This is a genomic window from Actinophytocola sp. (assembly GCF_035942955.1).
Taxonomy (GTDB): Bacteria; Actinomycetota; Actinomycetes; order Mycobacteriales; family Pseudonocardiaceae; genus DASYTH01.
Map to the genome: position 1 here is coordinate 1 of NZ_DASZCQ010000045.1, position 13742 is coordinate 13742.

General features: G+C 72.6%; 11 protein-coding genes. 10 read left to right on the forward strand and 1 reads right to left on the reverse strand.

The window, feature by feature from the left end; genetic code table 11:
- The first annotated feature begins 993 nt into the window (after positions 1-993).
- From VGX25_RS04515 to VGX25_RS04560, 10 genes are all read left to right on the forward strand, one after another.
- On the forward strand, positions 994-1644 hold the full coding sequence (locus tag VGX25_RS04515; RefSeq protein ID WP_326916306.1) for a hypothetical protein: 651 nt from the start codon (positions 994-996) through the stop codon (positions 1642-1644).
- A complete protein-coding gene (locus tag VGX25_RS04520) occupies positions 1637-2665 on the forward strand; it encodes an HAD-IIA family hydrolase (RefSeq protein ID WP_326916307.1) in 1029 nt (342 codons plus the stop codon). The genes VGX25_RS04515 and VGX25_RS04520 overlap by 8 nt, the downstream gene beginning before the upstream one ends.
- A 4-nt stretch (positions 2666-2669) precedes the next feature.
- Positions 2670-2837: a hypothetical protein gene (locus tag VGX25_RS04525; protein ID WP_326916308.1), complete on the forward strand. Its 168-nt coding sequence runs from the start codon at positions 2670-2672 to the stop codon at positions 2835-2837.
- A gap of 3 nt (positions 2838-2840) precedes the next feature.
- Positions 2841-3656 (forward strand): TlyA family RNA methyltransferase, encoded by an 816-nt coding sequence (locus VGX25_RS04530; protein WP_326916309.1) that lies wholly within the window; start codon positions 2841-2843, stop codon positions 3654-3656.
- A 91-nt stretch (positions 3657-3747) separates the two neighbouring features.
- A complete protein-coding gene (locus VGX25_RS04535; RefSeq protein ID WP_326916310.1) occupies positions 3748-4641 on the forward strand; it encodes an NAD kinase in 894 nt (297 codons plus the stop codon).
- A 184-nt stretch (positions 4642-4825) separates the two neighbouring features.
- The gene (gene recN / locus VGX25_RS04540) at positions 4826-6577 is read left to right on the forward strand and encodes a DNA repair protein RecN (RefSeq protein ID WP_414635714.1); all 1752 of its coding nucleotides are present in this window, start codon (positions 4826-4828) and stop codon (positions 6575-6577) included.
- A gap of 485 nt (positions 6578-7062) precedes the next feature.
- Positions 7063-8247 carry a putative cytokinetic ring protein SteA gene (steA, locus tag VGX25_RS04545; protein WP_326916312.1) on the forward strand — a complete coding sequence of 395 codons (1185 nt, stop codon included), beginning with the start codon at positions 7063-7065 and terminating at the stop codon, positions 8245-8247.
- Positions 8244-9185 (forward strand): copper transporter, encoded by a 942-nt coding sequence (locus tag VGX25_RS04550; protein WP_326916313.1) that lies wholly within the window; start codon positions 8244-8246, stop codon positions 9183-9185. Before steA ends, VGX25_RS04550 begins: the two co-directional genes overlap by 4 nt.
- Positions 9186-9336: 151 nt before the next feature.
- Positions 9337-11046 (forward strand): CTP synthase, encoded by a 1710-nt coding sequence (locus VGX25_RS04555; protein WP_326916314.1) that lies wholly within the window; start codon positions 9337-9339, stop codon positions 11044-11046.
- Positions 11043-11663: an NUDIX hydrolase gene (locus VGX25_RS04560; RefSeq protein WP_326916315.1), complete on the forward strand. Its 621-nt coding sequence runs from the start codon at positions 11043-11045 to the stop codon at positions 11661-11663. Before VGX25_RS04555 ends, VGX25_RS04560 begins: the two co-directional genes overlap by 4 nt.
- A 120-nt stretch (positions 11664-11783) precedes the next feature.
- Here the strand turns inward: VGX25_RS04560 and VGX25_RS04565 are convergent, their stop codons facing one another.
- Positions 11784-13220 (reverse strand): amino acid permease, encoded by a 1437-nt coding sequence (locus tag VGX25_RS04565; protein ID WP_326916331.1) that lies wholly within the window; start codon positions 13218-13220, stop codon positions 11784-11786.
- Positions 13221-13742: the final 522 nt, after the last annotated feature.

The window sequence follows — 13742 nt, forward strand, 5'->3', positions numbered from 1 at the left end:
GGATGTGGGAGAGTAGGACACCGCCGAACAACCATTACGAACAGGGCCCCGACCACCGGGGCCCTGTTCGCTTTCCAGGCCCACCACCTGCACCATCTCCTACCACGGGCTACGTTCTAACCAGTGCCCACCCCAGCAGAGGAGGATCAGGTGTCCAATCCCGGGCCGCCCGACGCCGCTTCCGGTGGCCCACCCGACCCCCCACCCCCGCAAAAGCGCGACGTCCCCGGGGCCACCGACCCGCCCCATCGCGACCCTGCGGTCGACCGCGACCGCGGACGACCCGAATGGCGCAGTCGGGCCGACCGGTCCGACCGAGGCGAACGGCAGAACCCCCGCGAACGCGGCGAGCACGGCACCTGGCGCGACCGAGGCGACCGCCCCGCGCGCGGCGACCGAACCCAGTGGCGGGACCGCGGCGAGAGCCGAAATGGAGGTGGCCGCCCCGCCCACGACGACCGGAGCCAGTGGAAGGAACGAGCCGACCGCCCCGCGCGCGGCGACCGCGGTGAATGGCGGGATCGGCGCTCGGCCCGCGATGATCGGAGCCAGTGGCAGGACCGGACCGATCGATCGGCGCGCGGCGACCGTGGTGAATGGCGGGATCGGCGTCCGGCTGGGGGTGACCGGGGCCCATGGCGAGATAGGACTGAGCGTCCGGCCCGGGCCGAACGCGGTGAGTGGCGAGATCGGACCGAGCGCCCTGGGCGCGGGGACCGCACCGACCGGCCGGTGGGCGCCGACCGCGGTGAATGGCGGGACCGGACTGACCGCCCGGCCCGGGGTGAGCGCGGTGAGTGGCGAGACAGTGAGGGGCGAGAGAGGGCTGATCGTCCGGGGCGGGGGGAGCGAAGCGGGCGGGTTGAGCGGCCGGCGAGCGGAGATCACGGTGAGTGGCGTGAGCGGGGGGATGGTCGGGGCGATCGGGGGGAGGTCGAGGTTCGGCCGAGGGACATCGGGCCGGAGCTGCCGGAGGGGGCGGAGCTGTCGGCGTTGGATGCCGAGGCGAGGCGGGAGCTGCGGAGCCTGCCGAAGGGTATTGCCGAGGTGGTTGGTGGGCACCTGGCGGCCGCGGGGATGCTCGTGGACGAGGAGCCGGAGCGGGCGTTGGAGCACGCTCGGTTCGCAAGGGCGCGGGCGGCCAGGGTGGCGATCGTGCGGGAAGCCGCGGGATTGGCTGCTTACCACGCGGGGGAGTGGGCGGAGGCGTTGGCGGAGCTGCGGGCGGTGCGGCGGATGACGGGGGCCGACACGCACCTCGCGGTCATGGCCGACTGCGAGCGGGCGCTCGGGCGGCCGGAGCGGGCCATCGAGCTGGCCACGGAGGCGGGCGGCGGGCTGCCGGCGGAGACCGCGGTGGAGCTGCGGATCGTGGCGGCGGGGGCGCGGCGGGACATGGGGCAGCTGGACGCGGCCGTGGTCGCGTTGCGGGGGCCCGAGCTGGATCCGCGGCGGCGGGAGCCGTGGAGCGCGCGGCTGTTCTACGCGTACGCCGACAACCTGGCGGCCGCGGGGCGCACCGAGGACGCGATCCGGTGGTTCCTCAATGCCGCCGAGGCCGATGACGACGAGCTGACCGACGCCGCCGAGCGGGCGGTCGAGCTGGGGGCGGAACTCGGCGAAGCGCCGGCGACCGATGGGTGACCGGCTGCTGGACATCTACGACGCGGTGCTGTTCGACCTGGACGGCACCGTGTACCGCGGCGAGCAGGCGGTGCCGGGCGCGGCCGAGGCGGTCGGCGCCGTGCGGGACAACCCGACGACCGTCCGGTTCATCACCAACAACGCCTCCCGCTCGCCCCGGCAGGTGGCGGATCACCTTGTGGCGCTTGGGGTTCCGACCGAGCCGGACGAGGTGAGCACCAGCGCCCAGGCCGCGGCCGCGATGCTCGCCGAGCGGCTGGCGCCGGGCGCCACCGTGCTGGTGGTCGGGGCGGACTCGCTCGCCGACGAGGTGCGCCTGGTCGGCCTGCGCCCGGTGGCCGAGGCGTCCCCCACGCCGGACGCCGTGGTGCAGGGCCTTGACAGGTCGATCGGCTGGCGCGAGCTGTCCGAGGCTGTCCTCGCCGTGCGGGCCGGCGCGCTCTGGGTGGCCTGCAACGTGGACGCGACCCTGCCGACCGAGCGTGGCCAGCTGATCGGCAACGGCGCGCTGGTGGCCGCGGTGGCCACCGCGACCGGCCGGCAACCCCTCGTCGCCGGCAAGCCGAACCGGCCGCTGCTCGACCAGGCCGGCAAGGCCGCCGGGGCGCGCCGGCCGCTGGTCGTGGGTGACCGGCTGGACACCGACATCGCCGGCGCCGCCGCGGCCGAGCTGGACGCGCTGCTGGTGCTCAGCGGCGTGTCCCAGCCGGCCGACGTGCTGCTGGCGGGAAGCCGGCTGCGGCCGCGCTACCTTGCGGCGGACGTGACCGCGGTGACCGGCCGGGTGGCCGACCTGGCGATCGCCGGGCAGCCCGACTGGATGATCACGCTGGACGGCCACACGCTGCGGGTGCGCTGGGCCAGCGAGGACCGGCCGCCCGACGCGCTGGACCTGCTGCGCGGCCTGTGCGCCGCCTACGTCCCGGACGGTGACGACGTCACGAGCGTCGACGTGGTGGCCGAGGATGACGTGGCCGGGGCCGCTCTGGCACAGCTCGGGCTGCGAGATCGGCTAGCGTGAAGGGATGCAGGTGGATCCGGACGAGAACGGGGCGGAACCCGTCTCCGCGATCGACGAGGCCGTGGCCGGTCTCGACGAGCTGGACGAGCTTCCCGTTGCCGAGCACGTCGCGCGCTACGACGCCGTGCACGCCGCGCTGAACGCCGCTCTGTCCACAATCGACAGGGAATGACCGGTGCCGCGGAGGGCCAGGCTGGATGCCGAGCTGGTTCGTCGCGGCCTCGCGCGCTCCCGCGAGCACGCCTCCCAGCTGATCGAGGACGGCCGGGTCAGCGTGCGCGGCGCGGTCGCCAGCAAGCCGGCGACCGCGGTCGAGCCGGACGCCCCGGTGCTGGTCAAGGACCTCGATGACGATCCGGGCTGGGCGTCCCGCGGGGCGCACAAGCTGCTCGGCGCGCTGGCCGCGTTCGAGCCGGCGGGGCTGCGCGTCGCCGGCCGGCGCTGCCTGGACGCCGGCGCGTCCACCGGTGGGTTCACCGACGTGCTGCTGCGCAGGGGCGCCGCGGAGGTGGTCGCCGCCGACGTCGGGCGCGGGCTGCTGATCTGGCGGCTGCAGACCGATCCCCGGGTGGTGCGGCTGGACCGGACCAACGTCCGCACGCTGACCCCTGAGCAGACCGGCGGCCCGGTCGACCTGGTCGTGGCCGACCTCAGCTTCATCTCGCTGCGCCTGGTGCTGCCCGCGGTGCTGGCCTGCACCACGCCGGACGCCGACCTGGTGCTCATGGTCAAGCCGCAGTTCGAGGTGGGCCGGGAGCGGCTCGGCGCCGGCGGCGTGGTGCGCGACCCGCGGCTGCGCGCCGGCGCGGTGCTCGACGTGCTGGCCGACGCCGCCGGCCACGGGCTGCGCGCGCACGGCGTGGCGGCCAGCCCGCTGCCCGGCCCGGCCGGCAACGTCGAGTACTTCGCCTGGCTGCGCCGCGGCCAACCGTTGAACTCCGAGCAGGCGGCTGAGCTGGTCGAGACCGCTGTCCGGGAGGGGCCACAGTGAGCGGAGCTTGCGGAGCGAACCGTCGAGCACTGCCCTGCCACCGAGGGACGAGGTGGCAGGGTCGCCGGCACCGAGCTTGCGAGGTGCTGACATGAGCGGAGAACGCGAAGTGCTCATGGTGCTGCACACCGGACGCTCCGAGGCCAGGCACACCGCGGAGAAGGCGGCGGCGTGGTTCGCCGCGGCCGGGATGCGGATGCGGGTGCTGGCCGAGGAGGGGGCCGGGCTGGACCGGTCCAGCTACGCCACGGCGGTCCCGTACGGTCCCGAGGCCGCGGCCGGCGCCGAGCTGGTGTTCGTGCTCGGCGGCGACGGCACCCTGCTGCGCGGCGCCGAGCTGGCCCGGCCGGCGGACGTGCCGGTGCTTGGCGTGAACCTCGGCCGGGTCGGGTTCCTGGCCGAGGCCGACTCCGACGCCCTCGAGGACGTCGTCTCCCGCGTGGTCAGCCGGGACTACCGGGTCGAGGACCGGATGACGATCGACGTCGTGGCCACGCTCGACGGCCGGCGGATCGCCGACAACTGGGCGTTGAACGAGGCCAGCGTGGAGCGCAGCAGCCGGGAGCGGATCCTGGACGTGCGCGTGGAGGTGGACCGCCGGCCGGTGTCCTCGTTCGGCTGCGACGGCGTGCTGTGCGCGACGCCGACCGGCTCGACGGCGTACGCGTTCTCGGCCAACGGTCCCGTGGTGTGGCCGGACGTGCGGGCCATGCTGGTGGTGCCGAGCAACGCGCACGCCATGTTCGCCCGGCCGCTTGTGGTGTCGCCGGACTCGGTGGTCGCGGTGGAGGTCGACCCTGCGGGGCACCCGGCGGTGCTGGCCTGTGACGGCCGGCGCACGTTCGACCTTCCGCCCGGCGCCAGGGTGGAGGTCATCGGCGGGCGCAAGCCGCTCAAGCTGGTGCGACTCGGCGAGGGCACGTTCACCGACCGCCTCGTGCGCAAGTTCGAGCTTCCCGTGCAGGGTTGGCGTTCCCGGCAGTGAGGGCTTCCGGCCTAGCGAGGGTGGGCCGGAGGTCCGCCCGAGTGCCCGGAGACAAGCAACCGCAGGCCAACGACGCAAAGTAGTGCTCCCAGCCCTGCCCTCACGTTGAATGGACACCGCCCCCCGGCGCGGGTCCCCGGTTTCGTCGCGGGTAGCCGATACAGTGCGGGCTGTGCTGGCCGAGATGCGCATTCAGGGCCTCGGCGTCATCGACGAGGCGACCCTCGAGCTGCACCCGGGCTTCACCGTGGTGACCGGCGAGACGGGGGCGGGCAAGACCATGGTCGTCACCGGGCTGCACCTGCTGTCCGGGGGCCGGGCCGAGGCGTCCCGGGTCCGCACCGGTGCGCCGCGGGCCGTGGTGGAGGGGCGGTTCGAGGCGCTGGACGGCGGCGCCGCCGGGGTCGCCGGGGAGGCCGGCGCCGAGCCGGACGAGGACGGCAGCCTCATCGCGCTGCGCACGGTGACGCCCGACGGGCGGTCCCGGGCCCATCTCGGCGGCCGTTCGGTGCCGGTCGGGGTGCTGTCCGACCTCTCCGAGCGGCTCATCGCCGTGCACGGCCAGAACGACCAGCTCAGCCTGCTGCGGCCGGCCGAGCAGCGCGCCGTGCTCGACCGGTTCGCCGGCGACGAGGTGGCCGGCACCCTCGAGGCGTACCGCCGCGTCCGGGACGAGTGGTTACGGGTGGGCGCCGAGCTCACCGAGCGCACCGAGCGGTCCCGCGAGCTGGCCAGGGAGGCCGACCTGCTCCGGCACGGCCTGGCCGAGATCGAGGCGGTCGACCCGCAGCCCGGCGAGGACGACGTGCTGATGGCCAAGGCCCGCCGGCTGGCCGACGCCGACCAGCTCCGCGAGCACGCCGCGGCGGCCGCGTTCGCGGTGACCGGGTCCCCGGAGGGCGACCCGGACGCACCCGGCGCGCTGGGCCTCATCGCCGAGGCCCGCCGGCGCCTGGCGGCCGCCGAGGATCCCCGGCTGCGCGAGCTGGAGCCCCGGCTGGCCGAGGCGTCGGCGCTGCTCGGCGACGTCGGCGCCGAGCTGACCGGCTACCTCGAGTCGCTCGACGCCGACCCGGCCGTGCTCGAGCAGGTGCTCGCCCGGCAGGCCGAGCTCAAGCAGCTCACCCGCAAGTACGCCGCCGACGTCGACGGGGTGCTGGCCTGGGCGGCCGACGCGGAGCAGCGGCTGGCCGGGCTGGACACCTCCGAGGAGGCGCTCGCCGAGCTGGCGCGGCGCCGCGAGGAGCTGGCGGCCGAGCTGGCCGGGTACGCCGAAACCCTGACCGCCCAACGGATCGCGGCGGCCGACGAGCTGGCCAAGGCGGTCACCGAGGAGCTGGCCGGGCTGGCCATGCCGCAGTCGGTGATCGATCTGACGGTCCAGCCCCGCCCGGCCGACGAGCGCGATCCGCACGCGCTGACCGTCGCCGGTCGCCAGGTGCACGCCGGCCCGGACGGCGTGGACGACGTGGAGCTGCGGCTGCGCGCGCACGACGGCGCCGAGCCGCTCCCGGTGCACAAGGCCGCCTCCGGTGGCGAGCTGTCCCGGGTGATGCTGGCCATCGAGGTGGTGCTCGCCCACGCCGATCCGGTGCCGACCCTGGTGTTCGACGAGGTGGACGCCGGCGTCGGCGGCCGGGCCGCGGTCGAGATCGGTCGCCGGCTGGCCCGCCTCGCCCGCAGCCACCAGGTGATCGTGGTGACCCACCTGGCCCAGGTCGCCGCGTTCGCCGACCGGCACATCGTGGTCGACAAGCGGGCCATGGGCGGCGTCGTCGGCGCCGACATCCGCACCGTCGAGGAGCACGAGCGGGTGGTCGAGCTGGCCCGCATGCTGGCCGGCATGGAGTCCACCGAGACCGGTCGGGCGCATGCCGAGGAGCTGCTGGCGGTGGCCGAGGCGGACAAGCGGAAGAAGAGCCGGCGGAGGAAGTGAGGGCCGGGGCCGGGTGGGGCCGGGGGATGGTGTAGCGAGCGGGTTGGTGGGGTGAACCCGTTGCGTTGCGCGCCGGCGGTTGGCGGGGCCTAGGGCGAGCGGTTGGCTCGGTGGTTGCGTCGGGTTGCGCGGCGGCGGTTGGTGGGGTGGTTCTGTTGGGTGGCGCGGCGGCGGTTGGTGGGGTGGCTGGGGAGCGCGGCGGCGGCTGGTCGGCTGATTCTGTCGGGTGGCGTCGCTGGTTCGCGGAGTGGTTCCGTGGCGTTCCGCGGCGGCGGCTGGTGGGGTGTGGGGCGAGCGGTTGACTGGGTGGTGGCGTTGGGTGGCGCGGTGGCGGTTGGTCGGGTGGTGGCGCGCGGGGGCGGTTTGGCTGGCTGTGACACGAAGATCATCGCGCCGGAGGTACACACGGCGACGTCAGGCGCAAACACGTGGTGTACCGGCGTGGCTCACTGATTAACTCACGTCCATTTGTCACCATCAGTCCCATGAAGCTCAGCGGTCTCCTTGCGCGCACCGACAAGAGCCTGCCGGGGGTGGTCGGCGTGGCGAGGGTGGGGCGGCGGACCGAGGCGCTGCTGCGAAGGCTCGGGCCGGGGGACATTGCCGTGCTCGATCAGGTCGATCTGGATCGGGCGACGGCGGATGCGCTGATTGCGGCCGAGGTGGCGGGGGTGGTGAACGCGCCGCCGTCGATTTCGGGGCGGTTTCCCAACCTGGGGCCGGAGATGCTGGTGGGGGCCGGGGTGGCGCTTGTCGACGGGGTGGGCAGCGAGGCGTTGCGGACGATCAAGGATGGGATGCGGCTGCGGCTGCACGAGGGTGTGGTGTACGCGGGGGATCGGGAGCTGGCAACGGGGAGCCAGCAGACCGAGGAGACCGTGGCCGATCTCATGATCGAGGCGAAGGCGGGGATGTCGGCGCAGTTGGAGGCGTTCTCGGCGAACACGATGGAGTTCCTGCGGCGGGAGCGGACGCTGATCCTGGAGGGTGTGGGCGTGCCGGACCTGTTGGTGCCGATGAAGCACCGGCAGGTGGTCGTGGTGGCGCCGGGGCACGGGTACGTCGAGGATCTCAAGGCGCTCAAGCGGTACATCGCCGAGCATCGGCCGGTGTTGATCGGGGTCGACGGGGCCGCCGACACCATGCGCGAGCTCGGGTACAGGCCGCAGGTTATCGTCGGCGATCCGGACGGGATCAGCACCGACACGCTGCGCTGCGGGGCCGAGGTGGTCATTCCGGCGCATTCCGACGGGCACGCGCCCGGGCTTGAGCGGATTCAGGATCTCGGGATCGGCGCGGTCACCTTTCCGGCGTCGGGCAACGCGGAGGATCTTGCCCTGCTGCTGGCGGACACGCATGGTGCCGGGCTGGTGGTCACGGTCGGTTTTCAGGCCACGCTCAGCGAGTTTCTCGACCGGGGGCGGTCGGGCTCGAACCCGTCGACGTTCCTTACCCGGCTCAAGTTGGGCAGCCGGTTGGTCGATGGTCGGGCGGTGGCGACGCTGCACCGTAGCCGGGTCTCGCTCGCCGCGGTGGTGGTGCTGGTGCTGGCGGCGCTGGTCGCGGTGGCGGTCGCGGTGGCCGTCTCGGGCGTGGCCGGGGCCTACACCGACTGGGCGGTCGACACCTGGACCGATCTTGTCACCTGGATCAAGGGGCTGTTCGCGTGATCTCGTTGCGCTACCACATCATCTCGATCGCCGCGGTGTTCCTGGCGCTGGCCGTGGGCGTCGTGCTGGGGTCCACCACGCTCAGCCGCACCGTGCTCAGCGGGCTGTCCGACGAGAATGGCGATCTCGGCCGGCAGGTGTCCGACCTGGAGGCGCAGCGTAACGGGCTGTCGGCGCGGCTGGCCGACGCCGACTCGTTCGCCGCGACGGTCGGGCCGCTCGCGGTGCGGGGACAGCTGGACAAGCGCACGGTCGTGCTGATCACCACCGCCGACGCCAGCCCGGCCGACCGGGACGCGCTGAAGAACCTGGTGGCGGCGTCCGGCGCCACGGTGACCGGGGAGCTGCAGCTCACCGAGGCGTTCGCCGACCCGGCCAAGGCCGACCAGCTCAAGGACATCGTCACCCGGCTGCTGCCGGCCGGCGTCGTGCTCCCCACGGTGACCGATCCTGGCACGCTGGCCGGCGGGCTGATCGGCCCGCTGACCCTGATCAGCAAGGCGAACAACCAGCCGCAGGCCTCGCCGGAGGAGACCGCGGCCGCGCTGACCGGCCTGGCCGACGGCGGCTTCATCCGGACGGCCCAGGGTCTCAAGCCGGCCCAGCTCGCGATCGTGCTGACCGGCGGCTCCGCCGAGGGCGACGGCGCGGGCGACCGGGCCGCCACCATCGCCCGGTTCGCCACCCAGGTCGACCGCTCGGGCGCCGGCACGGTGCTGGCCGGCGGGCCCGGGTCGGCGGACGGGGCCGGCGCCGTCGGTGTGGTGCGGGCCGACACCGCCGCCACCCAGATCCTGTCCACAGTAGACAACGTGAACACCCCGGCCGGCCGCGTCGTCACCATCCTGGCCCTGCGCGAGCAGCTCGAGGAGAAGTCCGGCCGCTACGGCATCGCCGGCAACGCCCAGGCCCCCGCCCCCGGCACGCCGTCGAGCTGACCTGGTCGTCGGGCGTGTCGGCGATGCGCGGACGTTTGGTCGCGTGTTAGCGTGAAACCCCGTGGAACGGCAGGCGGGATACCCCGCTACGAATGGTGCCGCCGGCAACGGCAGGACACAGGGATTGACGGTTACGCCACGGGGAGCCCCCTTGCAAGCACGAACAACCAAGCATGTCTTCGTCACCGGGGGCGTCGCCTCCTCGCTGGGCAAGGGGCTCACGGCATCCAGCCTCGGGCAGTTGCTCACCGCGCGTGGCCTCAAGGTCACGATGCAGAAGCTCGACCCGTACCTCAACGTGGACCCGGGCACGATGAACCCCTTCCAGCACGGCGAGGTGTTCGTCACCGAGGACGGCGCCGAGACCGACCTGGACATCGGGCACTACGAGCGGTTCCTGGACCGCAACCTGACCGGCAGCGCCAACGTGACCACCGGCCAGATCTACTCGACGGTGATCGCCAAGGAGCGGCGCGGGGAGTACCTCGGTGACACCGTCCAGGTGATCCCGCACATCACCGACGAGATCAAATCGCGGATCCGGGCCATGGCCGCCCCCGACGAGCAGGGCCGCGCGCCGGACGTGGTGATCACCGAGGTGGGCGGCACGATCGGCGACATCGAGTCGCTGCCGTTCATCGAGGCCTGCCGGCAGGTGCGGCACGACGTGGGCCGGGACAACTGCTTCTTTCTGCACGTGTCGCTGGTGCCCTACCTCGCCCCGTCCGGGGAGCTGAAGACCAAGCCGACGCAGCACTCGGTGGCCGCGCTGCGCAACATCGGCATCCAGCCCGACGCCATCGTCTGCCGTGCCGACCGGGACATCCCGGACGGCCTCAAACGCAAGATCGCCCTGATGTGCGATGTGGACACCGACGCGGTGGTGGCCGCGCCGGACGCACCGTCCATCTACGACATTCCCAAGGTGCTGCACCGGGAGGGGCTGGACGCTTATGTGGTGCGCCGGCTCGGCCTGCCGTTCCGGGACGTGGACTGGACGGTGTGGGGTGACCTGCTCGACCGGGTGCACAGTCCGCAGGAGACGGTCCGGATCGCGGTCGTCGGCAAGTACGTCGACCTGCCGGACGCCTACCTGTCGGTCACCGAGGCGCTGCGCGCGGGCGGGTTCGCCCACCGGGCCAAGGTCGACGTGGTCTGGGTCCCGTCGGACGACTGCCAGACCCCGGCCGGCGCCGCGACCGCGTTGTCCGGTGTGGACGGTGTGCTGATCCCCGGCGGGTTCGGGGTGCGCGGCATCGAGGGCAAGATCGGCGCCATCGCGTACGCCCGCACCAACGGGATCCCGACCCTCGGGCTGTGCCTCGGGCTGCAGTGCATGGTCATCGAGATGGCCCGCAACCTCGCCGGCCTCGAGGGCGCCAACTCCGACGAGTTCGACGAGACCACCAGGCACCCGGTGATCAGCACGATGGCCGACCAGCAGGACGTGGTGGCCGGCGAGCGCGACATGGGCGGCACCATGCGGCTCGGCGCCTACCCGGCCAAGCTGACCCCCGGCTCCGCGGTGGCGAGGGCCTACGGCGAGCGGGAGGTGTCCGAGCGGCACCGGCACCGCTACGAGGTCAACAACGCCTACCGGGACCGGCTGACCAAGGCCGGCGTGGTGTTCTCCGGCGTGTCGCCGGACGACCACCTGGTGGAGTTCGTCGAGCTGCCGCCCGACGTGCACCCGTTCTTCGTCGGCACCCAGGCGCACCCCGAGCTGAAGAGCCGACCCACCCGGCCGCACCCGCTGTTCGCCGGCTTCGTCAAGGCCGCCATGGAGTACCGCGCCGCCGAGCGGCTACCCGTGGTGCTGCCGGAGCAGACGGTCTCCAGCGCGGCCGGGGCGCGTTCGTGAGTCAGCCGGGGCGGCACCGGTTCGAGGTGGTGTCCACACGGGACATCCATGTGGGACGGATCCTCGCCCTGCGGCTCGACGAGGTGACCATGCCGAGCGGGGACGTCGCCCGGCGGGAGGTGGTGGAGACGTTCCCCGCGGCGGTGATGGTCGCGCTCGACGACGAGGGCCGGGTGGCGCTGATCCACCAGTACCGGCACGCGGTCGGCACCCGGCTCTGGGAACTGCCCGCCGGCCTTGTCGACCCCGGCGAGGACCCGCTCGAGGCGGCCAAGCGCGAGCTGGCCGAGGAGGTCGGGCTGGCCGCGGCGAGCTGGTCGGTGCTGGTGGACCTGGCCGTCTCCCCGGGTTTCACCGACCACGCCGTCCGGGTCTACCTCGCCACCGATCTGTCTTCTGTAGACAGAGCGGCGCCCGGCGAGGAGGAGGCCGACCTTGTGGTCCGCCGGGTGCCGCTGGCCGAGGCGGTCCACATGGTGCTGTCCGGCGAGATCACCAACGGCCAGGCGGTCGGCGGCCTGCTCGCCGCGCACGCGGTCCGCTCCGGCGTCGCCGAGCCCCGCCCGGCCGACGCCCCATGGCCCGACCAACCCACCCGGTTCGCCGCCCGCTTGTGAGGGGCCTACCGGCGTCGAGGCCGGGCCGGAGGTCCGCCGAGACGTCGGTGGGTGCCAACCGGCAGGCAGCAACGGCAAGTAGTGCTTCCAGCCCTGCCCTCACATTGAATCCAACACAGCTCAGACTGAGCCGAGGTCGCGCTCGATCGCGGCCAGCTCCTCGGCGCTGCCCTGCACCTTGGGGCCGGTGAACCACCGGCGGGCCGACACCAGCCACCACACCCCGGCGAAGCCGAGCACGACCAGCACGGCGATCGGCGTGTAGTTGAAGTTCTTCGCCGTCACCGGGCTCGCTTGGGGCAGCATGAACAGCACGGCGATGAAGCACACCCACACCACCGCGACCGTCCCGATCGGCCGGCTCCACCGGCCGAGGTGCCACGGCCCGCGCTCGAAGCCCGCACCCCGCCGAAGTCGCAGGAACGTCGGCAGCACGTAGGCGATGTACAGGCCGATCACCGCGATCGAGGTCACCGCGGCGTAGGCCGTGGTGTTCCACAGGTACGGCAGGCCGAGCAGGAAAGCGCCACCGGCGGCCAGCCACACGGCGTTGGTCGGTGTGCGGGTCCGCTTGTTCACCCGGTGCCAGAAGGCCGAGTATGGCAGCGCGCCGTCCCGGGAGAACGCGTAGATCATCCGGGAGTTCGCGGTCACCGAGGACATGCCGCAGAAGAACTGCGCGCCGATCACGATGAGCAGCAGCAGCTTCCCGCCGGTCGCGCCGACCGCGTCGATGAAGATCTGCGCGGGCGGCGCGGCGGAGGCGACCTCGTCGTCGTAGCTCTGGATCGCGAACGTCACGCCGATCAGCAGGATCCAGCCGGCGATCAGCGACACCACGATCGACATGACGATGCCCCGCGGGCCGCTGCGGGCGGCGTCGTGGGTCTCCTCGGTCATGTGCGCGCTCGCGTCGTACCCGGTGAAGGTGTACTGGGCGAGCAGCAGCCCGAGCAGGGCGACGTAGAAGCCGGAGCTCCAGCCGGTGTTGTTGACGAACTCGCCGAACACGAACGACGCGGACTGGTGGTTGTCGGGCAGGAAGGCCAGCGCGCCCACGATGATCAGCACGCCGAGCACGTGCCACCAGACGCTGATGTCGTTGAGCCGGGCGACGAGTTGCACGCCGAACGTGTTGAGCAGGCCGTGCAGCACCAGGATGATCCCGAACAGGGTGATCGTGTGGCCCGGCGTCGCGGTGTACCCGAACTGCAGGTCCAGGAAGGCGTTGAGGAAGAACGCGGCGCCGAAGTCGATCCCGGCGGTCACCGCCACCTGCCCGAGGAAGTTGAACCAGCCGGTGAACCACGACCAGGCGGCGCCGTTGGACGGGGCCAGCTTGGCCGCCCAGTAGTACAGGCCGCCCGCGGTCGGGTAGCTGGAGCAGACCTCGGCCATCGCGAGGCCGACCAGCAGCGTCATCAGGCCGACGAACGGCCAGCCCCAGACGATCATCGCCGGGCCGCCGGTGTTCATGCCGAACCCGTACAGCGTCAGGCAGCCGGACAGGATCGAGATGATCGTGAACGACACGGCGAAGTTGGAGAAACCCGACATCCGCCGGGACAGCTCCTGGGCGTAGCCGAGCTCGTGCAGCCGTTTCTCGTCCTCGCCCAGCGGGGGAGTCGTGCCGGACCTGGTCTGCGGGCTGTCCGTGGTCACCGCCGCCTCCTCGCTCCCAATGGGCTAGGATCAGTCCTTTGGACTGGTAGAGAGTGATCCCAGCCAACGGCTCGTGTCAAGGGCTCGGCGGCCCATTGGTCTCCTCCAATCTGGACACTCTCCCGGTCCGCGACCCCTTCCACCGACCTGGGGCCCCGGCGTCGACGCACCACTCCCGTCCTGATCCATTCGTCCGAGTCAACCCCGGAGGAACATCAACCTTCGCAATCCAGTGACGTTTAAGCCGCGTTCCGGCGAGCAGATCGAGCGCACCATAGGGCCTCCAGGCCGCCCCTCTAAAGTCGGTTTTGTCACGCTGAGTTCCAAATCGATCACCGACCGATTGGAATATCCTTCATGTCACGCTGGATCCGTTAATGCGCGCCGTTGTGATGAGACGACCGGGATGTGTCGAGC